The 23653-nt window shown below is 52.6% G+C and carries 22 protein-coding genes and 1 pseudogene; 20 read left to right on the plus strand and 3 right to left on the minus strand.

Going from position 1 to position 23653, the window contains the following annotated elements; translation table 11 throughout:
* Positions 1-83 precede the first annotated feature (83 nt).
* The 8 genes from N4599_RS07130 (at position 84) to N4599_RS07165 (ending at position 7567) form a co-directional block, all read left to right on the plus strand.
* Complete coding sequence (locus N4599_RS07130; RefSeq protein WP_260898715.1) at positions 84-518, plus strand: Lreu_0056 family protein; 435 nt, start codon at positions 84-86, stop codon at positions 516-518.
* Positions 519-642: 124 nt separating this feature from the next.
* The gene (locus tag N4599_RS07135; protein WP_260898718.1) at positions 643-1509 is read left to right on the plus strand and encodes an aldo/keto reductase; all 867 of its coding nucleotides are present in this window, start codon (positions 643-645) and stop codon (positions 1507-1509) included.
* Positions 1510-1527: 18 nt separating this feature from the next.
* A complete protein-coding gene (locus tag N4599_RS07140; RefSeq protein ID WP_260898721.1) occupies positions 1528-1827 on the plus strand; it encodes a cupin domain-containing protein in 300 nt (99 codons plus the stop codon).
* A gap of 122 nt (positions 1828-1949) precedes the next feature.
* Complete coding sequence (locus N4599_RS07145; RefSeq protein WP_260898723.1) at positions 1950-3149, plus strand: MFS transporter; 1200 nt, start codon at positions 1950-1952, stop codon at positions 3147-3149.
* A gap of 13 nt (positions 3150-3162) precedes the next feature.
* Entirely contained in the window at positions 3163-4950 is a 1788-nt protein-coding gene (locus tag N4599_RS07150; protein ID WP_260898726.1) for a glycerophosphodiester phosphodiesterase, read from the plus strand.
* Positions 4951-5030: 80 nt separating this feature from the next.
* Complete coding sequence (locus N4599_RS07155) at positions 5031-5651, plus strand: GTP pyrophosphokinase (RefSeq protein WP_260898728.1); 621 nt, start codon at positions 5031-5033, stop codon at positions 5649-5651.
* The gene (locus tag N4599_RS07160) at positions 5648-6313 is read left to right on the plus strand and encodes a response regulator transcription factor (protein ID WP_191364220.1); all 666 of its coding nucleotides are present in this window, start codon (positions 5648-5650) and stop codon (positions 6311-6313) included. The genes N4599_RS07155 and N4599_RS07160 overlap by 4 nt, the downstream gene beginning before the upstream one ends.
* A 6-nt stretch (positions 6314-6319) precedes the next feature.
* Positions 6320-7567, plus strand: coding sequence for a sensor histidine kinase (locus N4599_RS07165; protein WP_260898730.1), 1248 nt, complete (start codon positions 6320-6322; stop codon positions 7565-7567).
* 41 nt (positions 7568-7608) lie between these two features.
* Here the strand turns inward: N4599_RS07165 and N4599_RS07170 are convergent, their stop codons facing one another.
* Positions 7609-8583, minus strand: coding sequence for a GMP reductase (locus tag N4599_RS07170; RefSeq protein ID WP_062813192.1), 975 nt, complete (start codon positions 8581-8583; stop codon positions 7609-7611).
* Between the two features lie 197 nt (positions 8584-8780).
* On the opposite strand from N4599_RS07170, the gene N4599_RS07175 reads away from it, so the two are divergent.
* The 3 genes from N4599_RS07175 to pyrR all read left to right on the plus strand — a co-directional run bounded on the left by N4599_RS07175 (position 8781) and on the right by pyrR (position 11681).
* Entirely contained in the window at positions 8781-10076 is a 1296-nt protein-coding gene (locus N4599_RS07175; protein ID WP_056984344.1) for an adenylosuccinate synthase, read from the plus strand.
* Positions 10077-10177: 101 nt separating this feature from the next.
* Positions 10178-10975 carry a hypothetical protein gene (locus N4599_RS07180; protein ID WP_191364222.1) on the plus strand — a complete coding sequence of 266 codons (798 nt, stop codon included), beginning with the start codon at positions 10178-10180 and terminating at the stop codon, positions 10973-10975.
* A gap of 169 nt (positions 10976-11144) precedes the next feature.
* The gene (pyrR, locus tag N4599_RS07185; protein WP_194175976.1) at positions 11145-11681 is read left to right on the plus strand and encodes a bifunctional pyr operon transcriptional regulator/uracil phosphoribosyltransferase PyrR; all 537 of its coding nucleotides are present in this window, start codon (positions 11145-11147) and stop codon (positions 11679-11681) included.
* Positions 11682-11747: 66 nt separating this feature from the next.
* On the opposite strand, the gene N4599_RS07190 is transcribed toward pyrR, so the two are convergent.
* Together N4599_RS07190 and rlmD are read right to left on the minus strand one after the other, a co-directional pair.
* Complete coding sequence (locus tag N4599_RS07190; RefSeq protein ID WP_194175977.1) at positions 11748-12152, minus strand: hypothetical protein; 405 nt, start codon at positions 12150-12152, stop codon at positions 11748-11750.
* 63 nt (positions 12153-12215) lie between these two features.
* Entirely contained in the window at positions 12216-13607 is a 1392-nt protein-coding gene (gene rlmD, locus N4599_RS07195) for a 23S rRNA (uracil(1939)-C(5))-methyltransferase RlmD (protein ID WP_228063139.1), read from the minus strand.
* Positions 13608-13823: 216 nt separating this feature from the next.
* On the opposite strand from rlmD, the gene N4599_RS07200 reads away from it, so the two are divergent.
* The 9 genes and pseudogenes from N4599_RS07200 (at position 13824) to N4599_RS07235 (ending at position 23595) form a co-directional block, all read left to right on the plus strand.
* Positions 13824-14399, plus strand: coding sequence for an NADPH-dependent FMN reductase (locus N4599_RS07200; RefSeq protein ID WP_191364225.1), 576 nt, complete (start codon positions 13824-13826; stop codon positions 14397-14399).
* The gene (locus tag N4599_RS07205) at positions 14399-15646 is read left to right on the plus strand and encodes an NAD(P)H-dependent oxidoreductase (protein WP_191364226.1); all 1248 of its coding nucleotides are present in this window, start codon (positions 14399-14401) and stop codon (positions 15644-15646) included. The genes N4599_RS07200 and N4599_RS07205 overlap by 1 nt, the downstream gene beginning before the upstream one ends.
* A 2-nt stretch (positions 15647-15648) precedes the next feature.
* Positions 15649-16572 carry an FAD:protein FMN transferase gene (locus tag N4599_RS07210; protein ID WP_260898741.1) on the plus strand — a complete coding sequence of 308 codons (924 nt, stop codon included), beginning with the start codon at positions 15649-15651 and terminating at the stop codon, positions 16570-16572.
* A gap of 350 nt (positions 16573-16922) precedes the next feature.
* Positions 16923-18224 (plus strand): serine--tRNA ligase, encoded by a 1302-nt coding sequence (gene serS / locus N4599_RS07215; protein WP_191364227.1) that lies wholly within the window; start codon positions 16923-16925, stop codon positions 18222-18224.
* Between the two features lie 237 nt (positions 18225-18461).
* A pseudogene (locus N4599_RS09975) lies at positions 18462-18947 on the plus strand (mucin-binding protein); the annotation flags it as partial.
* A gap of 502 nt (positions 18948-19449) precedes the next feature.
* On the plus strand, positions 19450-19593 hold the full coding sequence (locus N4599_RS09980; RefSeq protein ID WP_409359985.1) for an LPXTG cell wall anchor domain-containing protein: 144 nt from the start codon (positions 19450-19452) through the stop codon (positions 19591-19593).
* Positions 19594-19927: 334 nt separating this feature from the next.
* Entirely contained in the window at positions 19928-21391 is a 1464-nt protein-coding gene (locus tag N4599_RS07225; protein ID WP_404802656.1) for an ABC transporter substrate-binding protein/permease, read from the plus strand.
* Between the two features lies 1 nt (position 21392).
* Positions 21393-22136, plus strand: coding sequence for an amino acid ABC transporter ATP-binding protein (locus tag N4599_RS07230; protein ID WP_003711668.1), 744 nt, complete (start codon positions 21393-21395; stop codon positions 22134-22136).
* 100 nt (positions 22137-22236) lie between these two features.
* Entirely contained in the window at positions 22237-23595 is a 1359-nt protein-coding gene (locus tag N4599_RS07235; RefSeq protein ID WP_260898743.1) for an amino acid permease, read from the plus strand.
* Positions 23596-23653 lie beyond the last annotated feature (58 nt).

Raw genomic sequence — 23653 nt, forward strand, 5'->3', positions numbered from 1 at the left:
AACCTATCAATCACATTGCTATTTGCTTCTGAGCAACGGGTCGACCGGATTTCCGGCTGGCCCGTTTGTTGCTTGGAGGAATTATGCGAAAAATAAAATTAGCAATCCTAACTATCCTGCTGGTCCTTACTAGCAGTTCAACTGTTGGGGCGGCCCAGCGGCAGCTGACGGACCAGCAGCTCGGTATTCTAGTGAGCTTGGCAGTCGATTCTTGCTGGGTACGGCAGGAAGCCGCCAGCCAGTCCCTGGTCTACGGAGTCGTCCACCCTGCTGACCAGGTGCCGACTGGCGTTACTGACGATGATAGCTATATCGTGGCCCGCGATGGCCGCGCCCCGGCAGTCGTGTATTACCGGGTAGGTGCTAACCAGCATGTTCAGGTTACTTATCCGCCGGCTGGCAAGGGGCGGTTGCGAACGGCTGATTTCACCGTTAAGCAACTGCGACGTCGCTTTTTCCGGACGGCGGCCCAACGAAAGCGGGTCAACGCCTACGTCGGGAGTTTGCAAACAGAGTAGTCGGCGATTTCCATCGTTGCCGGGTAGCTCACCATGGCCATGCTAGTTAATCCCGTGGAGACCTGCCATGGTCCCGGGAAAAGTTATATAATTAAAAGTAAGCGAAATGGAAAGGATGGTTGTGATGGTCGAACTAAAAAATATTAATTCACTGTACCACTTAAATAATGGGGTTAAGATTCCCTGCGTTGGCTACGGAACTTTTCGGACGCCCGCTGATGTAGCTGAGCAGGCTGTGGCGGACGCTATTGACGTTGGCTACCGGTTGATCGATACGGCTGCCGTGTACGGCAACGAGGAAGCGGTCGGTCGCGGAATCAAGGACTCGGGGATTAATCGCCACCGGCTCTTTGTGACCAGCAAGCTCTGGAATGACCACCGGGGCTATGACAAGGCCAAGCAGGCCCTGGACGAAACGTTGGAACGTTTGCAGATGGACTACCTGGACCTCTACCTGATCCACTGGCCGGCGAACGAAAAGCAGTTCGGTGACCGGGCTGCGGAAATTAACGCCGAAACCTGGCGGGCAATGGAGGAGGCCTACCACGAAGGTAAAATTCGTGCCCTGGGGGTAAGCAACTTCATGCCCCACCACATTATTGAACTGATGAAGACTGCGGAGGTGGCTCCCGCCGTTGACCAAATTGAAGTTCACCCTGGCTGGCCCCATGTCGAGGAAGTTAAGTATCTGCAAGCCCACAATATCCTGGTAGAAGGGTGGGCACCGCTGGGTGGTCAGGGTGCCAAGGTAATGACCAACCCCACGATTTTGCAGCTGGCTGAAAAGTACGATAAGACGCCGGCCCAGCTGTGCTTGCGCTGTCTGATCCAGCGGGGTGTCCTGCCATTGCCAAAGTCAGTCCACAAGGAACGGATGGTCCAAAACACCCAGCTCTTTGACTTTGAAATCAGTGACGAGGATATGCAAAAGATTACCGCCTTGCCAAACCTGGGCGGCCAGTGCGCAGACCCGGACGCGGTTGACTTTTAGAAGGGATGGTTAAAGTCAGTGCAATTCATTAACACAACACCGGACGTTGACTTGGCGGAAAATATCGTCGAGACGTCCCACCAGACCGTTACCCATTTGGTGATCCCAGCGGGGAAAACTGTCCCCAAGCACCACGTTCCTGAAGACGTGGTAGTTGTGCCGATCAAGGGCCGGATCGTTTTTGAAGATGTCAGCAACGGGACTGCCCAGACCCTTGTCCCAGGCGACATTGTCAAGCTGGCGCCAAACGAGTGGCACGCCTTAGAGGCAGTTACGGATACGGAAGTAATGGTAATTAAATCCCAGCTCGCCGATTAGCGAGGAATAATTAACACCAGAAGAGCGGCTGGAAAGCCGGTTTTCTGGTGTTTTTGTTCACTCTCTGCCCCGGATTGTTTTATGATAGAGGTAGTGAATTTTTGATAAGGAAATGATAGAAAATGGCAGACGGGAAGAAAGAGACGATTTTTTCGAAGGACGTTGTGCTGGTAATGGCCGCGGCGTTCTTTTTCATGTTTAGCAATATGTACTGTAATCCGTTGATTAACGGCTATGCGAAAAGCCTTGGGGCCAGCAGTGCCTTCGCCGGGGTCATTGTCGGGATGATGAGCATTGTCGCGATGTTTTTGCGGCCAATCGCGGGTAACCTGACTGACCGCTTTTCCAAGTACCAGCTGTCCTTGATTGGGGGCCTGTTATCGTTTGCCGGCGTCATGGGCTATGTGTTGACCCCGAATAGCGGGATGCTGCTCCTCTTCCGGCTGATCAACGGCTTGGGTTATGTCCTCTGTACGGTCTGCATGACGACCTGGCTCTCCTACCTGGTACCCTTTTCCCACGTCGGTGAGGCGATGAGTTTTTACGGGCTGATGAACGCTCTGGCAATGTCGCTGGCGCCGGCAATCTCGATTGACCTCTACCGGGTGATTGGCTACCGGCTGGCGATTGTGATTTCGGCTATTTCTGCCCTGCTGGTCGTTGTCACAATCCAGTTTGTTAGCAACCGGGCCGTCCCGGATCTCGCTGCCGCGCCAGCACCAGGGCTTCGGCACCTCAAGATTATCCAGCGCGACTCTTTACCCGTGGCCGCCTTGATTGCCCTCTTTGCTATCCCCTATTTTGCGACCCAGGCAGACATTGTCAGCTACGTTGAACAGCGGCACCTGAATGTGGCAGTTGGCGCCTACTTCCTGATTTACGCGGTCGTATTGCTGGCAATCCGGCTGGTGCTGCGCAACCAGTTTGATACGGTGCGCTTCGGGGTCTGGCTTGTCGGCTGTACAATTGCCACCGCCTTTTATCTGGTGATGCTAGCGATCATGGAGAATAATTGGCAGATGGCCCTGGCCGCGGCGGGGATGGCCTTGGGCTACGGAATCATTTACTCTGTTTGCCAGTCGACTGCCATGATGCTCGCGCCAGGAAACGAACGTGGACTGGCGAGCGCCACTTTCTTCGTGGGAATGGACATTGGAATGTCGCTTGGTCCGATTGCCGGGGGAATTATCGACAGTTTGCTGCCGGTAGAGTACTTCTACCCGGTAATGCTGGTGGTTGTGCCGGTAATTTTGCTGATTTACCTGGTTAACCGGCGCAAACTAAACCAGGCGGTTATCCAGCACCAGCAAGACGTTAACTAGCGGGGGCTGAGTGATGAAAAATATTTTGACTGCAATCGGCCAGCAGACCCGCGCTTTTCAACGGCACTGGCTCAGCTATTTCAGCCTATTTGTAAGTGTCGACCTGGTGATCCAGCTAATTGTAATCCCGCTTTTCCGGCTAGCGACAACCGTGATTCTGCAGGCGGCGCAAATCCCGTTTATTTCCTACCAAAACGTGGTGATAATTGCTCGCCACCACCCGCTAGTCGTTGTGGCCCTGCTGGTGGAATTGATCTGCCTGTTGCTGGTAGTCGACCTGCAATTTGCCGCGGTCCTGCTCGGCATTCGTGATATTTCCCGGGAAATGTTTACCGTCCGTGGCCTAGTTAGGGAAATTTGGGAGACGTTGCGCCGCCTGCGCCCGAGTTCGCTCCTGGTCCTAATGGTTTATTTCATTTTAGTAATCCCCTTCGCGGACCTTGTCTACCGGACGCCCCTGCTAGCAAAAATTCAGGTACCCCAGTTTATTCTCGACTACTTGACCCGCAACGGCCTACTGCTGACGGCCACGGTAATGATTTACATTGTCCTGACCTTCCTCGGCCTGCGCCTGGTTTGGGCCCTCCCCTTAATGGTTTATCAACGACTACGTCCGCGGGCGGCCTTCCGCCAAAGTTGGCAGCGAACCCAGGGGAGGCGGTGGTTAGCAGTGGCCCTGCGCTTGCTAGCCATTGGTTTTCTCGCGGTGCTGGTTATGGCGGCCTTTTACGCACTGGTAATCGGAGCTCAATGGCTGCTGGACTTCCTGCCGCAGCCAGTGGCAGCCCTGTTTGCCAACATTAACCTGCTAATCATTCAGCTGGGCAGCGAGTTGGTCACCACCTGGACCGGGGTGGTCACGGTTAGCCTGCTGTTCTTGCCGTTAACTACGGCTGCGCCAGTGACGGCCTCGCCACGGCTGGCTGCGAAGAGCAAACGGGTCTTTGCTGGCCTGATCCTGGTCGTTTTGGTGGTCGTAGCGGCTGCCGGGAACGGCCTCTACCTCTCGACAAGCCAGCACCACCGGCCGGTGACGATTTCCCACCGGGGGGTGGCGGAAGAAAATGGGGTGCAAAACACTATCCCGGCGTTGAAACGGACCCACCGCCTGCACCCGGACTACGTGGAGTTAGATGTTCACGAGACTAAGGATCAGCAATTCGTGGTCCTGCATGATGAAAACCTCAAAGAGCTCGCGGGGGTTAACAAAAGGCCGCGCCAGCTGTCGCTCAAGCAGTTGACTCGGTTGACGGTTCACGAGAATGGCCACCAGGCCAAGCTGGCTAGTTTTACCACCTACCTGCGGACTGCTGACCGTCTCCACCAGAAGCTGCTGGTGGAGATTAAGCCCACCCCGGCGGATTCACCTGGGATGGTGAAGCGGTTTGTAGATCGTTATGGCACTGACCTGATCCAGCACCATGCCCTGGTCCACTCGTTGGACTACGGGGTCGTTGAACAGCTGAAGCGGCTGGAACCACGGCTGCCGGTAATGTATATCCAGCCCTATAATTTTACCTATCCGAATACCGCGGCTAACGGGTACTCGATGGAGTATTCGACCCTTACCTATGACTTCATTACGCTGGCCCATCTGCAGGGCAAACGGGTGTATGCTTGGACTGTCAATGAGCCGGCCATTATGATGCAAATGATGTATAAGAATGCCGATGGGATCATTACCGATAACCTGGCGGAATTGAACCGGCAAATCGCCGCTTACGAGGACCAGCGCAGCTATGCCCGGCAGCTCTTAAACTACATCCTAGTCGTGCCGACTAACACGGAGTTTGCGCCTTAACGGAATTTTAAGGACTTGCCCCTAATAAAGTCAAACAAACGTTGTTAAAATAGCAAAAAGCACAAGGAGTTGGGAAAGCAATGTCGATTTACGGGCCCTATGAAGAAACCCTTAATAATATCCTGGCAGACGTTGAACAGCGGCTGGCGGAGTGGAATAACTACCAGCTGGCGGCTAACCAGCCCAAGCTGTATGAGCACTTGATCGGCCGGGTAAAGACACCCGCTAGCATGGCAGAAAAGTGCCGGCGGAAAGGCTACCCGGAGACTACGACGGCAGCCCTGCGTCAGTGCCGGGACGCGGTCGGGGTCCGGCTGGTCTGCAACTTTATTAGCGACATTACCCGCTGCCTTTCCCTGATTGAGCAGGCGGACTGGTGTACGGTAGTTAAGAAAAAGGACTACATCACCAATGCCAAACCCAACGGCTACCGGAGCTATCATCTGATTTTAGACGCGGTGGAACCATACGAGGACGTCGACGGTCAGCAACCCGGCCACTTCTTCGTGGAAGTACAGCTGCGGACGATTGCCATGGACTCCTGGGCGAGCCTGGAGCATGAGATTAAATATAAGCACCACGTTGCCAACCCAGAGCGGTTCAGCAAGGAATTGAAGCGGTGCGCCGACCAGTTAGCGTCGTGTGACGTTCAGATGCAAACGATTCGGCAGCTGGTCCAGGAAGGAGAAGAGGATAAATGAAAATTCTGCTTGCGGAAGATGAGGCCCAGCTAGCCCGGGTGCTAAAGCTGGCGATGACCAGCAGCGGCTACCAGGTTGACGCGGTCGACAATGGACAGAAGGTTGTGGACCTAGCGGCGGCCAACGCCTACGATGTGATGATTTTAGATATCATGATGCCGGTCAAAAGCGGTCTGGACGCCCTTCGTGAATTACGGGCCCGTGGTGACCGCACCTACGTCATCATGCTGACGGCGATGGCGGAGGAAGACGACCGGGTGACTGGCCTGGACACGGGGGCGGATGATTACCTGACCAAGCCTTTTTCGCTCAAGGAACTGCTGGCCCGCTTGCGGTCATTAGAACGGCGGGTCAAAAGCTATGATGACCAGGACCTGACCTTTGCCGACCTCCACCTCAATAGTGATGAGCAGGTGCTGGAAAGTCATAATTCTATCAGCCTGTCCCGAGAGGAAACCAAGATGCTCCAGTATCTGATTCATAATGCTGGAAAGGAGTTGCCGGCGGCCGACATTTTGCAGCGGGTGTGGGACGGTGACCAAGGCGCGGATGAAGAAGATGTCTGGATTAACATCTCCTACCTCCGTCACAAGCTGCAATCGATCCAATCGACGGCCGCGATCGTTGGTAAAAAAGGTGGTCCATACCTACTAAAGGGGTGAGTTGTGATGATTCAGCATTTTCGCAAAAAATTTATCCTCATTTCAACCAGCGCGCTGCTAGTCGTAATTATCACGATTATCGGCAGCATTAGTGCTGTGACCTACTTTCAAGCGCAACAGGAGGTTAACTCTGTGTTGTCGATTCTGAGTGACAATCAGGGGCGGATGCCGGCCCGTCAGGTTCCCAGCCAGTCGAACTTCTTTCCCCAGCAGCGCTTTACACGGGAAAGCCTTTCCCAGTATCGCTACTTTAGTGCCACAATTCCGCACAACGGCGACCCGATTCAGGTCGATAACCAGCACATCCTATCGGTGTCGGCGGCTACGATTCGGCAACTGGCGCAGCGTGTAGAACGGCGGAATAATGACCATGGTCAGGTCCTGTATAACAGCAACATGTATGCTTACCAGGTTCGGCGGATGGGCAAGTGCACGCTGGTCGTCTTTTTGGATGAGAGTTTGATGATGTCCCGTGCCCGTGAAATTATCAATCTGGGAGTCTTGCTGGGTGTGGTTAGCTTGGTCCTTTATACGATTATCCTGGTCCTCTTTTCCCGGCGCGCAATTCGGCCCATCATCGAGGCAGAGCAGCGGCAAAAGGAATTTATCACCAATGCTGGCCACGAGTTGAAAACGCCGTTGACGGTGATTTCTGCCAACACCGAAATGCAGGAATTGACGAATGGGGAGACGGAACTAACGACCAGCACAAAGGAGCAGGTTAGCCGGATGACCAAGCTGATCAACTACCTGGTATCGCTCGCCCGCCTGCAGGAACAGCCGCGGATGAACATCGTCCCGGTCGACGCGAGCGCGGTGGTGGACAGGGCAGTGGCGGGCTTTAAGAACGTTGCGGCCAGTGCGGGCCACCGGTTTGAAGCGGCGGTCGCGCCCGCCATTACCGTGATGGCCGACGAAAACTACCTGTATGAGTTGGTCAGCATTCTGATTGATAACGCCAATAAGTACTGTGACCCCGATGGTACCGTTAGCGTTCAGCTCGCCACGGTCAAAAAGAACGCGGTCCTGACGGTTACCAACAGCTACGCGAAGGGCGCACAAGTAAATACGAAGCGTTTTTTTGAGCGCTTTTACCGGGAAAACAAGGCCCGGACCCTGTCGAAGAAAGCGGGGTATGGAATTGGCCTGTCAATGGCGCAGACGATCGTTCACAACTTCAATGGCCGGATCAGTGCGAAGTACGCCGCTGGTCGGATTTCCCTAGTGGTGAGCTTCCGGCGGGTAACAAAGTAATAAAAAACGCAAGCGATTCGTCGCTTGCGTTTTTTATAGTCTTAGTAATCACCGTTCAAAATGGAGTTCTTGACGATAACGTAGTCGACCTTGCGAATCGCTTCCAGGTCGCGGCCACCAGCATAGGAAATCGATGACTGGAGGTCTTCTTGCATCTCCTGGAGCGTATCCTTGATGGAGCCGCGGAATGGGACCAGCATTTGTTTGCCTTCGACGTTCCGGTAGGCACCCTTCTGGACTTCCGAAGCGGAGCCCCAGTATTGCTTATACTGTTTGCCATCAATTGTAATTACGTGACCGGGAGACTCGAGGTGACCGGCCAGCATGGAGCCAATCATGACCATTGAGGCCCCGAAGCGGACGGACTTGGCGATGTCCCCGTTGTGGCGGATTCCACCGTCCGCGATGATTGGCTTCCGGGCAGCCTTGGCGCAGAGCCGGATTGCAGCCAATTGCCAGCCCCCGGTTCCGAAGCCGGTCTTGAGCTTGGTAATGCAAGCTTTGCCGGGGCCGACCCCGACCTTGGTCGCATCCGCGCCAGCGTTTTCTAAGTCCCGCACGGCTTCTGGAGTCGCAACGTTACCGGCAGTCACGAAGCTGGTCGGCAATTGCTTTTTGATGTACTGGATCATTTTAATAACAAAATCCGAATGACCATGGGCAACGTCAATCGTAATGTATTCTGGAACCGATTGTTCGGCCTTTAGCTGATCGATGAAGTTGTATTCAGCATCCTTGATGCCGACAGAAATGGAGGCAAATAGCTGCCGGTCATGCATCCGCTGAACAAAGGCCAGCCGGTCCTCGGGCTGGAAACGGTGCATGACGTAGTAGTAGCCGTTTTGCGCTAGCCAGACTGCTAAATCTTCGTCAATGACGCTTTCCATATTTGCCGGGACGACCGGGATCTTAAAGGTCCGCGGGCCAAACTGAATGCTGGTATCAGCCTCTTTCCTACTCTTGATCACACACTTATTCGGAATCAGTTGAATATCATCATAGTCGAACGTTTCCACAATAACGGCTCCTTTTCGTTAAAAAATTCCGTTAGCTATTATGCACTAAACTTTGTCCCCCGTCAATGATAATTTCGTACAATTTTGTCGATAATTTTAAAAATAGTTCGATTCATTATTGACCTTTAGGGTGAACTTCGGTAGGATAGGGAAGTAAAAACGTCTTTTTACGAAAATAAACGATGAGGTGAAAATAAATGTCATCAGTTGTTATTGTTGGTAGTCAATGGGGAGACGAAGGAAAGGGTAAGATGACCGATTACCTGAGTCAGGACGCGGATGTTGTTGTTCGTTCCCAGGGTGGTAACAATGCCGGGCACACGATTGCCTTCGATGGTAAGAAGTTCGCGCTGCGGCTGGTACCGTCCGGCATTTTTGGAAAGGACAAGTTAGCGGTAATTGGTAACGGTGTTGTTATCAACCCACCAGCCTTGTTGAAGGAATTGCATTACCTCCAAGACAACGGGATCGACATCTCGGGCCTGCGGATTTCCAGCCGTTCTCACGTTACCTTCCCTTACCACATCCTCTTGGACAAGTGCCAGGAAGAGGCTAAGGGTGATCACAAGGTCGGCACGACTAAGAACGGGATTGGCCCAACCTACATGGACAAGGTTTCCCGGGTTGGTATCCGGATGTGCGACCTGCTTGAAAAGGACACCTTCGAGACTAAGCTGCGTCGGAATCTAGCGGAAAAGAACGAGCTGTTTACCAAGCTCTACCACGTCGACCCAATCAACTTCGATGATATTTTTGAAAGCTACTACGAGTACGGTCAAGAACTGAAGAAGTACGTTACCGACACTTCCCGGATTGTCAACGATGCTCTTGATAATGGTCAACGGGTTCTCTTTGAAGGAGCCCAGGGGGTAATGCTGGACGTCGACCAGGGGACCTACCCATACGTAACTGCTTCAAACCCGATTGCCGGGGGTGTCTGCACTGGGGTTGGGGTTGGTCCAAACAAAATCAATACCGTTGTCGGTATCTGCAAGGCCTACTCGACCCGGGTCGGTGCTGGTCCGTTCCCAACTGAGCTGACGGATGAAATTGGTGACCGGATTCGTGAGACTGGTCATGAATACGGGACCGTTACCGGACGGCCACGGCGGGTCGGCTGGTTCGACAGCGTAGCCATGCGGCATGCTCGGCGGGTTTCCGGGATTTCCTGCCTCAGTTTAAACCTGTTGGACGTCCTGACTGGCTTGAAGACCGTCAAGATTTGCAAGGCTTACAAGCTGGACGGCAAGGAAATCGACTACTACCCAGCCAGCCTCAAGGAATTGGACCGTTGCGAACCAGTTTACGAGGAACTGCCGGGCTGGGATGAAGACATTACCGGGGTCAAGAAGTTTGAGGACCTGCCGGTGAACGCCCAGAACTACCTCAAGCGGGTCAGCGAGTTATCCGAAGTACCATTGGCAACTGTGTCCGTTGGTGCCGACCGGATCCAAACGATTATCGTTAAGAATCCGTGGGAATTAGCTGAATAATTAAAAAATAAGTAAGGTTTTGGCCGTGGGGCTGAAACCTTTTCTTATTTCTGCCTAAAACGCGGTACAATATTACTAAATCAACAAAATGAGGGATGAAGATGGCAAACTTGACAATTACGGTGAGCCGGCACTACCTGGACTGGCCGCTCCACCAGACAATCAACCAGGCCGACCTGGTTCGGCAGCTTGGCGTGCACGTAACCGGCAGCAATGGAGAAGATTTGACGAACAAGCTCGTGATTAACTTGACCCAGGTCAACATTGACCAACAGGGTGAGTACCCGGTGATGCTGAGCGCGATGGATGCCACCGGGCAGACGGATCAGCAGAGCGTCACCCTGCACGTCCGTCCGGCGGAACAAGTTGGCAGTCGCCAGCAGGCCGCGGCTCCGGCACAACAGACAAAGGGCAAGAAACGGAACTGGTTGTTAGCAATTTTGGCAGTTATTATCCTCCTGCTGGTATGGTGGGGAGTGAGCGCTCATCACCGTGCCCAGCAGCAGGAACAGGCCGCTAATAATGCTCAGCAAAGCAGCCAGATTTCGGATAATTCCAGTAGCATCGCTAAGCTGAGTTCCGATAACCAAAAGTTAGCTAATCAGGTTGCCCAGCTGAAGGGCGCCGCCAAGCAATACCAAAAGGATCATGACCAGCAGGCCTTGAATGAGCGGTTGGATCAAATTCAGTCGCAAAACCAGGAACTGCTTAACCAAACTCAAAACTCAACCACTAAGGAACACCTGAATGAGGTTACTAATGTTGTTAACCAGGTGCGGCAAGATCCGGATAACGGTGTTAGCGTTGTGAATGACCTGAAGAACCAGCCGGGCTTTAATCAAATTTGGACTACCGTTTCCCAGCGCCTGTCGACTTGGCTGAGTCGCTTTAGTAATTAAACGATTGACAGTAGATTGGGAGCCAATTACAATAAAATAAATAGTTTCCTTTAAGTGGCCCAGTGAGACCGGCAAGGACCGATGGAATGTTGTTCTCCGTTAGTTGCTTGTGCTGCTAACGGAGCTTTTTAGTTGGAAGAGAGAGTGGAATTAAAAAGGAGTGGCAATTATGGCACATGAAATCGTTGATGGTTCAAGTATGCAGCGGGCATTGACCCGGATTACCTACGAGATTATCGAACAAAACAAGGGGGTCGAAAACCTGGTCTTTGTGGGGATCAAGACCCGGGGAATCTACCTAGCTGAGCGGCTCGCTAAACGGTTGAATCAGCTGGAAAAGGTCGACGTTCCGGTGGCGGCCCTCGACGTGTCGCTATACCGTGATGACCGTCATGTGCCAGACCACCATATCGAACCAACCGTCAACACAAAGCAGCTTGATGTTGATATTACTGACAAGCACGTGATCCTGGTCGATGATGTGCTCTTTACCGGTCGGACAGTGCGGGCGGCCTTGGATGCCTTAATGGACATGGGCCGGCCAAAGCGGATTTCGCTGGCTGTACTGGTCGACCGAGGTCACCGGGAGTTGCCAATCCGGCCGGACTTCGTGGGGAAGAACATCCCGACTTCCTCTGACGAAACGGTTCACGTGGCTGTGGAAGAATACGATGGTCATGAGGACATTACAATTGAACATAATTAAGTAAGCAAAAAGCGGTCTAGCAATAGCTCGACCGCTTTTACGTGTCGGGGAATATTTCCCGGGAAATTATTTTTCCTTCCAGTAACGGGCATTGGTGAGGATTTGCCGGGAGCGTTCGTCAGCTGGTCGGTAACCCTTATTGAAGAGGTGCCGGAAGTACATCATGTTGTAGAAGAAGGCAAAAATGACGGAGGGAATTGGGAATTCCAACAGCCAGTTAAGGCCAAAGAACAGGGCCACCAGGGCGTAGTCCAGGTCTAAGACGATGATTAACAAGAAGTTGTAATAGTCGCCCCGAAAGAGTGCCGGTAGTGGGCCAAACCAGAGGGTCGTCCATGAGATTCCCACCTTGGCGATCCGGATGTCACCCTGATTATTAACAATCTTAGCGTAATTTGGTGGGAGGGGGAGATTATTCAAGTTAAACGGGTTTTGGTCATTATTATTGTTGTTGCCAAATGGGTTTTGCATATCTCTTGTCCACTTCTTTCTGTTAAATAATAATGATAACACATTCGGGTGACTGACACTACTTTAGTGCCGGAGAGACAGCTTGACGACGGCTTCACAGCGGGCCGTCTGGGGCATCATGTCAATGGGCTGGATGTAGTCAACGTGGTAGACGCTGGTTAGCCGCCGAAGATTACGGGCTAAGGAGGCCATTCCACAGGAAACGTAGGCAAATTTGCGGGGCTTGACCCGTAGAATCTGTTTAATCAGCTCGTCATCTAAACCGGTCCGCGGTGGATCAACGACGAGGGCGTCAAATTGCAACCCTTCATCGAGCCAGCGCGGTATCAGCTCTTCCGCCTTGCCAACTTCGTACTGGGCGTTGGCAATCCCGTTCAGCTTGGCATTGGCATTGGCGTCCGCGACGGCCTCAGGGATGACTTCCATCCCCCGGACGGCCTTCACCCGGGAGGCCAGCGAAAGACCGATGGTACCAATCCCGGCATAGGCATCAATTAAGGTGTCTTCCGGGGCGAGTTCCAGAGCTTCAGCGGCCTGCTCGTAGAGGACCTCCGTTTGTTCCGGGTTCAGCTGGAGGAAGGACCGGGCGGAGAGTTCGAAGTCGAGCCCCATCAAACTTTCGGTGATGGTCTCCTTCCCTGCCAGGTGGATCATTTGCTCACCCCAGACAAGTGGCGTATCACCGGGATTGACATTTTGCATGACGGAAACGACCTCTGGCAGTTGCTGGGCAATCGCTTCCAGGAGGGGCCGCTTGTGAATCAGCTTGGGGGTATTGGTGATCAGGGTCAGTTGGAGTTCGCCGGTTGTCCAGGATTCACGGACGACGATGGTCTTGATAATGCCGCTGTTGTGGTCTTCGTCGTAAACGGGGATTTGCAAGTCCTCAATCAATTGGACGACCGTCCGGACAACCTTCATTGTCCGCGGCATTTGAACCGCACACTCCTGCATATCAACGAGGTCATGGCTGTTAGGCTTGTACAGACCCGCCGCCACGTGACCGTCCACCATCCGGACCTGGAACTGAGCTTTGTTGCGGTAATGATATTCTTCCGGCGCCGCAATCGTCCGGCGAACGTCATATTTGCGGTAGCCGTATGGTTGAAACTTGGCGAGACTATCAAGGACGACCTGCCGCTTAAAGGCTAGCTGCTGCGGGTAGGCGAGGTTTTCCAGCTCAAACCCGCCAGCAACATTGGTGTAGCTATCCCGCGGGGTGACCCGGTGACGGCTGCGCTTGCGGATACGGTGGATGGTTGCCTCTAAGAAGCGGGGATGAATACCGGTAACTTCGGCAACCACGACTTCGCCCGGGAGCGCGCCGGGAACAAAGCAAACCTTGTGCTTGTAGTAGCCAATTCCGTGCCCATTTACGCCCAAGCGGCGAATCGTCAGCGGGAAGCGCTCCCCAATGTTAACTTCAACGTCCGTTTTTACTTGCTCTTTTGCCATGTTTTTACTCCGTTCATTATAATATCCCTTCATTTTACCATCTTCAGCCGGGGAGTGGGGATATGATAAGACTAAGATTATAACCAAATCGTTGAAAAGTATCTATTAAGTGGAAAGAATGCTAATAATTAGCCTGCTTTGGTATCGCTGGTATTGAAATTATAGTAAAATGACAGTGTGAAATGTTACATAAATAATTATAAGGAAGTGACAAGTTTGAAGATTGCTGCGATTGCAGGATCCAATGCGAACCATTCTTATAATCGAATGCTGTTAGAGTACATCGCGAAGGACTTTCGCGACACTGACGATGTTGATGTGATTGACATTCGCAAGGTTCCACTGTTTAACGAAAACTACAAGGGCAAGACACCGGACGTGGTAGCTGATATTGACCGCCGGGTAGCTGCGGCCGATGCGGTGATTATTGCCAGTCCCGAATACAACCACTCAATTACCTCCGCGCTAAAGAGTATGGTAGAGTGGCTTTCTTATGAGCTGCACCCGTTGGAGAACAAGCCCGTTATGATTATCGGGGCTTCGACCCACGAGCAGGGTTCTTCCCGTTCACAGGTTCAACTGCGGGATATCTTGATTTCTCCTGGGGTCAACGCCCACGTCTTCCAGGGGGAAGAATTCTTTATGAGCAACGTTGCCAGCTTGATGGATAAGGATGGCAACATTACTGACCCAGGGACAATCAAATTCCTCGAAAAGTGCATGCGGGAATTTAAACCCTACGCGGCGGCGATTAACGGGATGGTTGCGAAAAAGGAGGAGGCAAATAACTAATGAAAATTTTAGCGCTTGTCGGAACGAACGCAAACTTCTCCTATAACCGGATTTTACTCCAGTTCATGAAGAAACACTTCCAGCAGATGGCCGACATTGAAATTTACGAAATTAGCAAGTTGCCCGCTTTCGGGGTCGACGTCCCGCTGAGTGAGCAGACAGAGGTATGGAAACTCAAGCAGAAAGTCAAGGCTGCGGATGGGGTGGTGTTCTCCACGCCAGAATACGACCACGGGATTCCAGCAGCCCTCAAGAGCGCGACGGAATGGTTATCCTACCACACCGAAGTTTTGAAGCATAAGCCGGTGATGGTTGTTGGGGTTTCTTACGGACGGCAAGCCTCTGCCCGTTCGCAGGTTCAAATGCGGCAGATTCTGATTTCGCCTGACTGTGATGCCAACCTCCTTCCCGGAAACGAAGTGCTGATCGGTGGTGCGAGCCGGGTCTTTTCTAAAGACGGCCGCTTGATCAACGCCGAGATGCGTGACAACCTGGAAAAATGCTTTACGCACTTTATCGAATACATTCAAGTGTTTAAGAATATTACTAAGGAGGAAGCTGAGATGCCTATTAAACGCCCAACCATCAGTGATGCTTACATTAACTTCCCGACTGGCCGCTTGACTCTGAAGGAAGTTCAACAGATTTTCAGTACGATTCCGTTTGAAATTGACCTAGTAGATAGCTCTGACCGCTTTGCTTGGTACTCAGATAAGCCAAATCGGGAACACGTCCGCAGCGTGGCTTCGCTGAACGAACCGGTTACGGAATGCCACCCGCCAAAGGCTGTTCCGATCGTTATGCAAATTATCAACAGCTTCCGTGATGGTAAGAAGGATGTTGTTACCCGGCCATTATGGATGAATGGCCACCGCTCTCTGATTCAATACTACGCCCTGCGCGATGTTGACGGCCACTACCTGGGGACGATCGAATTTACGGGGAGTGTTGAATACATCCTCAACCTGTTTGAAAATGGCGGCTGGGACCAGAATCCGGATGCGATGACTGGTGCTTCCAAGCACGATGATGCTCCAGCAGACGCGGCGGCACCCGTTGCTGATGCTTCAACTGGTGCTTCGGAATCCTCTGCTGACGATGACACTGCTAGCCCTGCGGAAGCCGCGGGAACGCCAGCTGCGGATAGCGAAGATGGCGACGACGCAACGACCGGCGCCTCCGAAAGTGGCAGTGTGGATGCTGACGAAGAAACTGCCGATGCTTCTACCGGTGCCTCTGAAAACTAGGGATGGCAAGTGAATTGATGGCCCAGCAGCACAGCATGGTTCACCGGGCCCTGGGGACCAAAATTGTGCTGACGGTCTACGGGGACGAGTATTTTCCCCTGCTGAGCCAAGCGATGAAGATGATTGATGGCTACGAGGACCGGCTGACGGTCAACCGGCCGGTCTCCGAAGTGATGGCGGTCAACCAGGCTGCCGGGCGGACCCCTAAATTAGTGTCGCCGACGACCTATGAACTGATCAAGCTGGCGGTTCATTATAGTCGGGGGAATTTTGGCTTCAATGCCCTGATCGGCCCGCTGGTAAAGCTGTGGAAAATCGGTTTTACTGGGGCGAATGTTCCCAGTGACCGGGCGATTAAGGACCGGCTCCGGCTCATTGATCCCTACCAGGTGCTGCTGGATGATGATAACCGGACTGTCTACCTCGAGCAGCCGGGGATGGAATTGGACCTGGGCGGGATCGCAAAGGGCTACATTGCCGACCGGGTCCGGGACTTTTGGCTGGCTCAGGGAGTTCCTGCTGGGATCATTAACCTGGGCGGCAACCTGGTTTTTGTCGGTCAATCACCCCGGCGAGCAGACGGACAATGGATTATTGGTGTCCAGGACCCGCAGCTCAAGCGGGGACATGACCTGGAAACGGTTCGCCAGCCGGCATGCTCGGCGGTGACCTCGGGGATTTACGAACGCTTCCTGGTGAAGGACGGGCGGCGTTATCACCACCTTTTGGATCCCCGGACTGGCTACCCGCTGGAGACCGACCTTAGCAGCGTAACGGTCTTTACTGACCAGTCGGTGCTGGGTGAAATCGAGGCCAAACGGCTCTTCTTTAACGGGGCGCCGTTAGCCGGCTGGGCGAGTCACCCGGGCAACCGGGGGGCGGTTTTTATTCACAATGACGAACGCGTCGAAAATATAAATATTTAAAATGGGGGACGGCCGCTGAGCACTAGCTGTATGCTTGGCGGCCGTCTTTTTTGGTGAGAAATAATTAAATTTCGATTGCTTAATTTGAATAAATGTAATATGATAATGGCAAAATCAAACACGGAAGCATTTCAAGTAGGTTATTCAGAGAGGCCGCGGCTGGTGTGAGCGGCTGACCGAAACTCCGGTGCTGTTAAATGTGGGCGGGTAATGCCGCACGGCGGATGGCCGTTATCCATCACGAGGGTGACAGTTTGACTGTCGAACTTGGGTGGTACCGCGGAACTAAGAGCCATTTCGTCCCAAAATTTTTGAGGATGGAATGGCTCTTTTCGTTAGGAGGAATTCAGATGCTAGATATTAAGAAGATTCGTCAAAACCCAGACTTTTACAAGCAAAAGCTCGCTACCCGGGGCATTCAGGCGGAAGAAATCGATGAAGTCCTGGCCCTTGACCAAAAGCGGCGGGACCTGCTTCAGAAGACGGAAACGATGAAGGCGCAACGGAACGCCGCATCAAAGAAAATTGGTGAAGCCAAGCGCAACGGTGAATCCGCGGATGAAGCCATCAAGGAAACCCGGGAACTCGGCGATCAGATCAAGCAGCTGGACGAACAGGTCGAAGCTAACGACGAAGAACTGCACGACAAAATGTCCCGCCTGCCTAACGTTCCGCACGATGGTGTCCCGGTCAGCCTGACCGAAGACGGGGCCGTTGAACTGCGGAAGGTCGGCAAGATCCGTAACTTTGACTTTGAACCCAAGCACCACTGGGACGTTGGTGAACAGCTTGGCATCCTTGACTTTGACCGGGCAGGGAAGGTTTCTGGCTCCCGGTTCGTCTACTACCTTGGCTTGGGGGCGCAGTTGGAACGGGCCGTTTACAACTTCATGCTCGATGAACACATGAAGGATGGTTATACCGAAGTGCTGCCGCCATACATCGTTAACGCTGACTCCATGTACGGGACGGGGCAGTTCCCGAAGTTCAAGGAAGGGGTCTACCAGGTCAATGGCGAAGACATGACCCTGATTCCGACGGCGGAAGTGCCGTTGACCAACTACTACCGTGGCGAGGTCATCCCAGAAGAAGAACTGCCGGTATACGTGACTGCCCTGACGCCGTGCTTCCGTTCTGAGGCGGGGGCTGCTGGCCGGGATACCCGGGGCTTGATCCGGATGCACCAGTTCAACAAGGTCGAAATGGTGAAGTACACGAAGCCAGAGAATTCATGGGATGAACTTGAAAAGATGACGGCCAATGCCGAAAATATCCTGAAGAAGCTGGACATTCCGTACCACGTTATCACTTTGACAACGAGTGATATGTCCTTCACCGCTTCTGAGACCCACGACCTGGAGCTGTGGATGCCTGCCCAGAAGAAGTACCGGGAAGTTTCCAGCTGTTCTAACTGCTTAGACTTCCAAGCACGGCGGATGCACACTCAGTACCGGGACGAAAACGGTAAGCTGCAATACGTTCACACCCTGAACGGTTCTGGACTGGCGGTTGGCCGGACCGTGGCTGCAATCTTGGAAAATTACCAAAACGCGGACGGCTCCGTGACGATTCCAGAGGTCTTAGTACCTTACATGCACGGGGTAACCAAGATTACTAAGGAAAATGCGGTACCATTCCGGAACAAGAAGTAACTAGCAATAACAAGAGAATGAGAGAACACCGAAAATCGGCTGGCAAGCTGGTTTTCGGTGTTTGTCTTTTGCTACGCGGCAACGCGGTTGGCCTGCCTGCTAGCTGACTGCGTCCCCCTCCGCGATTTCTGTTCATTTCCACCTATGCCCTATATATAATTAATGGGGAAATAACTTTGATTTTTACGGGGGGTTATTAGTGATGGTAAACAGAAACGTTATAAGCAGCGGTTCAGCTTGCGAAAGCTCAAGATTGGCACCGTATCAGTACTCTTGGGGGCCACTTTCTTCCTCCTTGGTGGCAATGGTTCGGTCAAGGCGGATACGGCTAACCCTGGTTCGGCCACCGTCCAAGTTTCGGCGAGTCACCAGGAGCAGGTAAACAACCAGCAGCAGACTCAGGATGCAATCAAACTGGTTCAACAGGACCTGGGCGATAATGGCGAAGTCCAGAGCGACCAGGCGGTAACGATTGATCGGACCATCCACTACCAAGAACAGGGAACTAATAAAACGCTGGCGGACGATGCTAACCAAAACATCAGTATTGTGCCCTACTACCAGCTCGGTCACGTCACGGTTAACTGCGTCGACCAAGACGAAGGTAATAAGGTTTTTGCTTCCGAACCGTTGAGTGGCCAGCGCGGGAGTGCGGTTAACTATAATCCGCAAAACACTATTCGTGATTATGAAGGTATGGGTTATGAATTAGTATCGAATGGTTATCCGCAGGACGCGACCTTTACTGGCACGCCGCAGGTCTTTACGATTGTGTTTAAGCACCGTACAACGCCGGTGGTGCCGGATAATCCAAATATTCCCCGGACATTTGCTCTTTACGCCGCGGCGAGCGCAGACCAGGACGAGGACGGTCTTTACTATGACCTTGTTCAGGGCAACAAGATTATCGCAAAGGGCTTGACGAAGGATCAGGCCTGGGCAAAACTGGCAGAAATCGTTTCGCCGGAGATTGCTGGTTACCACCTAGTAAACAATAAGCAAAAGGTGATCGACGACCTGATTGCTGACGCCCAGGCAAATAGGCACACCGTCTATACGGTCTACTACACCCGGGACCAGCAGCCAACCCCGACCCCAGCTCCAGGTGAGACACCAACGACGACCCCCTCGGAAACGCCAGTAACGCCGGAAACAACGGGCAACAAGACCGCTACTCCAGTAGGGGGACCATTAACCGTCCAGACTGGCCGGTCAGCCCTTGTTAGTGCCACTACCAAAACAGGCGGCTTCAGCAGCCCAATTGCCACAAACGGGGACGCAAGCAGGACGGGAGAGCATGCTGGGCTTAGGCGTAGCAATGCTCACCACGCTGCTTGGTCTCTTGGGAATTAAGAAACGTGAACATTAAAACGGAAACCGTTGGCGGCGATGATGGCACCGCTAGGAGTTTCTACTAAAAATAATCAGGACCCAGCTTTCGGCAGTGCCGGAGCTGGGCTTTTTTTAGGCCCGCAGCCCCGTTTTGGAAATTTACTGAGAAAGTTCTAACCAAACCAGGATTAGCCATCAAAACTGCTTAATAAAATTAAGTACTCACCTGGCCCTACATTAACTTTTCACTATTTAAGAGCGCTTTCACGTTGGATAAATACACGATTCTCGTATATCTATTCACTTCCGGCTTCACAGATGATAATGTATTATCAACGTTAAAATTTGATTAGAAAAGGAGTCGGTAGATGATGCGGAGAACGGTTTTAAGAAAGTGGCTAACCGCAGTTGTTGCAGTCGTTGGGATTGCAGTGGGGTGGTTATTAGTCGAACCACAGAGCGTGTCAGCTGCGGAACCGACTTATACTTTTGCTACTAACAACACCTTTGCCCCTTTTGAAATTCAGGATAGCAAGGGCGGCTACTCGGGGAAGAACCCCGGAATCGAAATTGAAATTCTAAAGAAAATTGCCAAGCACGAGCACTTTAAATACAAGCTCAAGCCAATGAGTTTCAATGGGGACCTGCAAGCCCTCGAAGGCGGCCAAGTGGATGCCGTGATTGCCGGAATGAGTGTGACGGACGAACGGAAAGCCAAGTTTGACTTTTCCAAAGCCTACTACACGGATGGGGTAGAAATGGCGGTTGCCAAGGACAGTAAGATTCACTCCCTCAAGCAGCTCAAGGGCAAGACTGTTTCCGCTAAGGCGGGGACCAGTGCCGCCCTTTTCTTGAAGAAGAACCAGAAGAAGTACGGCTACCAGATCAAGTACTTCGATTCCTCCAACACGATGTGGAACGACGTCAAGAACGGGAACACGGCCGCGACCTTTGATGATGGGCCGGTTCTGGAATACGGGATCAAGACTGGAGTTCCGCTGAAAATCGTGACGAAGAAGCCGATCGACGCCCAGCCGGTGGCCGTTGGTTTTCAAAAGGGCAAGAACCTCGCTCTGCAAAAGAAGATTAACAACGGGATTGACTGGCTGAACGAAACCGGTCAGATGAAACAAATCGTTGACAAGTACACCAAGAGCGACAAGACGGCGAAGTCTAGCACGGCCAGCCGGACCATCTGGGGCCTGCTGAAGGCCAACCGGGTCGCCCTCCTGAACGGGTTATGGATGACCATCCAATTGACGATCGTCGGGATTGCTTTGGCCCTGGTCTTCGGCCTGATTCTCGGGGTACTGGGAGTAATGCAGAGCAAGGTTGCCAACGCCATCTCCAGTACAATTATTTACATCTTCCGGGGGCTGCCAATGATCGTTTTGGCCTTCTTCATCTACATGGGGTTGCCAAACGTGATTGGTCATAAGGTACCGCTCTTCCTCGCTGGGGTTGTGACCCTGATGCTTGACGAAGGGGCCTACATTGGGGCCATCGTTAAGGGTGGTTTTGACGCCGTGGACCCTGGACAGTGGGAGGCAGCGCGGAGCCTTGGTTTGCCATACCGCAAGGCCCTAGTCAAGGTCGTTGCGCCGCAGGGGATTAAAATCATGGTACCGTCACTGGTCAACCAGTTCATCATTACCTTGAAAGATACGTCGATCCTGTCGGCCATCGGGGTGATGGAGCTGACCCAGACGGGGACCGTGATCATCTCGCAAAACATGGAAGGGTTCCGGATGTGGCTGATTATCGGGACAATCTACATTATCATCATTACCCTGTTAACTTGGTTGTCAAACTACATTCAAAAGAGGATGGCTTAATATGGATAAACAATATAAGGTACAAGTAAAAGACTTACACAAGAGCTACGGTAAAAACGAAGTCCTCCAGGGAATCAATTTGAACGTCTTACCGAGTGAAGTGGTCTGCATGATTGGCCCGTCTGGTTCCGGTAAGAGTACCTTCCTACGCTGCCTGAACCGGCTGGAAGTGCCGAACGGTGGTCACATTTACGTTGACGGCTATGATATTGCGGATCCGAAGATCAATATCAACAAGGTCCGGGAAAACATCGGGATGGTCTTCCAACACTTCAACCTCTTTCCGAATATGACGGTGCTGGAAAACGTGACCCTTGCGCCAATCCAGCTGAAAAAGGCCAATAAGGAACAAGCGGTCGAAGAAGCACTCCACTACCTGGAAATCGTTGGCTTAAAGGAAAAGGCAAACGTCAACCCAAAGACCCTCTCCGGGGGCCAAAAGCAGCGGGTGGCAATTGCCCGGGCCCTGGCGATGAAGCCTGACGTGATGCTCTTTGACGAACCGACTAGCGCCCTTGACCCTGAAATGGTGGGGGACGTCCTGGAAGTAATGAAGAACCTGGCAAATCAGGGGATGACAATGATTGTCGTCACCCACGAAATGGGCTTTGCCAAGCAAGTCGCCGACCGGGTCGTCTTCTTCCATGATGGCAATATCCGTGAGCAGGGGACGCCAGAACAGATTTTTGACCACCCGCAGCACGCCGATACGCAGAACTTCTTGGATAAGGTATTAAATGTTTAGTGCTTAATAAAAATAATAAATTAACGTGAACATACTTGCCTAGTGACGCCCTTGGTTTATAATACTAAGGACGTCTTAGCTGTCTTCAAGGAGGGATTCGATGGCTAATAAAAATGAACCAAAATTGGAACGATCGCTGAAAAGCCGCCATGTGATGATGATCGCGATTGGTGGTGCGATCGGGACCGGGCTGTTCTTAGGCTCTGGTGAAGCAATTAAGCAGGCCGGCCCGGCAATCATTCTTTCGTACTTAATCGTGGGAATTTTTGCCTTCTTTATGATGCGGGCCCTCGGTGAACTGATTTTAGCGGACCCGACCAAGCACTCCTTCATTGAACTGATCAAGGTGTACCTGGGCGACCGGGTCGAATTTATTGCCGGCTGGATGTACTGGGCCTGCTGGCTGACCCTGGCGATGGCCGACCTAACCGCCACCGGGATTTACCTGCGTTACTGGTTTCCCAGTCTGCCGCAGTGGGTGGGCCCGCTGGTAATCATCATTCTGCTGATGCTGGTCAACATGGTCAACGTCGGCCTCTTCGGGGAACTGGAGAGCTGGTTCTCGATGATCAAGGTAGTGGCAATTTTGCTGCTGATTGGGATCGGCGTGGTGTTGATTGTGATGCACGCCCGGGTCAACGGCCGCTTTGTTGAGCTGCAGAACCTAACCCGGTACGGGGGCTTCTTCCCGAACGGCCCGGTGAACTTCTTAATGTCTTTCCAGATGGTTGTCTTTGCCTTCGGGGGGATTGAGATGGTTGGCCTGACCGCAGGGGAAACTAAGGACCCGGAAAATGATATTCCCAAGGCGATTAACTCCCTACCAGTCCGGATTGGACTGTTCTACATCGGCTCGATGATTGCTCTGATGTCGATCTATCCGTGGTTCAAGATTGAAACAACTTCGAGCCCCTTCGTCCAAGTCTTTGCTGCCATCGGGATTCCGGCCGCGGCAGGAATCGTGAACTTCGTGGTACTGACTGCGGCGATGTCAGCAACCAACAGTGCCATTTTTAGTACCAGCCGGTCGCTCTATTCGCTTGCCCGGGGTGGCAACGCACCGCGGTCCTTCGGCAAGCTGAGCGCGAAGGTTGTGCCGAGCCGGGCCCTATGGTTTTCCTCGGCGATCCTCTTTATCATGGTGGTCCTGAACTATATCATGCCGGCGGGAATCTTTAATTTTATCGCCAGCGTCTGCACGATTACCTTTATCTACATCTGGCTAATCCTGCTCTTCGCCCACATCCGCTACCGGCAGCAGAATCCTGCTGGTGCCGCGGCCTTTAAGATGCCCGGTTACCCGGTCACCAGCTGGTTGACAATCGTATTCTTTGCGGCCGTACTGGTCGTGCTCCTTTTTAGTACGACCAGCCGGATCCCTGTTTTGGTATCCTTCGTCTTTCTCGCAATTCTCGCCGTGGTGTATGAAATAAAAAAACGACGGCAGACGCAAAAGTAGGCTATTCTCGGAATGGCAGCGATTGCAAGAGACGAATGATTAGATTAAATTGTTGAAT

The organism is Limosilactobacillus oris (assembly GCF_025311495.1).
GTDB lineage: Bacteria > Bacillota > Bacilli > Lactobacillales > Lactobacillaceae > Limosilactobacillus > Limosilactobacillus oris_A.

Excerpts from the sequence above, each read along its gene's own strand:
- N4599_RS07130 (WP_260898715.1), top strand. The coding sequence starts at position 84 with ATGCGAAAAATAAAATTAGCAATCCTAACTATCCTGCTGGTCCTTACT.
- N4599_RS07135 (WP_260898718.1), top strand. The coding sequence starts at position 643 with ATGGTCGAACTAAAAAATATTAATTCACTGTACCACTTAAATAATGGG.
- N4599_RS07145 (WP_260898723.1), top strand. The coding sequence starts at position 1,950 with ATGGCAGACGGGAAGAAAGAGACGATTTTTTCGAAGGACGTTGTGCTG.
- N4599_RS07150 (WP_260898726.1), top strand. The coding sequence starts at position 3,163 with ATGAAAAATATTTTGACTGCAATCGGCCAGCAGACCCGCGCTTTTCAA.
- N4599_RS07155 (WP_260898728.1), top strand. The coding sequence starts at position 5,031 with ATGTCGATTTACGGGCCCTATGAAGAAACCCTTAATAATATCCTGGCA.
- N4599_RS07160 (WP_191364220.1), top strand. The coding sequence starts at position 5,648 with ATGAAAATTCTGCTTGCGGAAGATGAGGCCCAGCTAGCCCGGGTGCTA.
- N4599_RS07165 (WP_260898730.1), top strand. The coding sequence starts at position 6,320 with ATGATTCAGCATTTTCGCAAAAAATTTATCCTCATTTCAACCAGCGCG.
- N4599_RS07175 (WP_056984344.1), top strand. The coding sequence starts at position 8,781 with ATGTCATCAGTTGTTATTGTTGGTAGTCAATGGGGAGACGAAGGAAAG.
- N4599_RS07180 (WP_191364222.1), top strand. The coding sequence starts at position 10,178 with ATGGCAAACTTGACAATTACGGTGAGCCGGCACTACCTGGACTGGCCG.
- pyrR (WP_194175976.1), top strand. The coding sequence starts at position 11,145 with ATGGCACATGAAATCGTTGATGGTTCAAGTATGCAGCGGGCATTGACC.
- N4599_RS07190 (WP_194175977.1), bottom strand. The coding sequence starts at position 12,152 with ATGCAAAACCCATTTGGCAACAACAATAATAATGACCAAAACCCGTTT.
- rlmD (WP_228063139.1), bottom strand. The coding sequence starts at position 13,607 with ATGGCAAAAGAGCAAGTAAAAACGGACGTTGAAGTTAACATTGGGGAG.
- N4599_RS07205 (WP_191364226.1), top strand. The coding sequence starts at position 14,399 with ATGAAAATTTTAGCGCTTGTCGGAACGAACGCAAACTTCTCCTATAAC.
- N4599_RS07210 (WP_260898741.1), top strand. The coding sequence starts at position 15,649 with ATGGCAAGTGAATTGATGGCCCAGCAGCACAGCATGGTTCACCGGGCC.
- serS (WP_191364227.1), top strand. The coding sequence starts at position 16,923 with ATGCTAGATATTAAGAAGATTCGTCAAAACCCAGACTTTTACAAGCAA.
- N4599_RS07225 (WP_404802656.1), top strand. The coding sequence starts at position 19,928 with ATGCGGAGAACGGTTTTAAGAAAGTGGCTAACCGCAGTTGTTGCAGTC.
- N4599_RS07230 (WP_003711668.1), top strand. The coding sequence starts at position 21,393 with ATGGATAAACAATATAAGGTACAAGTAAAAGACTTACACAAGAGCTAC.
- N4599_RS07235 (WP_260898743.1), top strand. The coding sequence starts at position 22,237 with ATGGCTAATAAAAATGAACCAAAATTGGAACGATCGCTGAAAAGCCGC.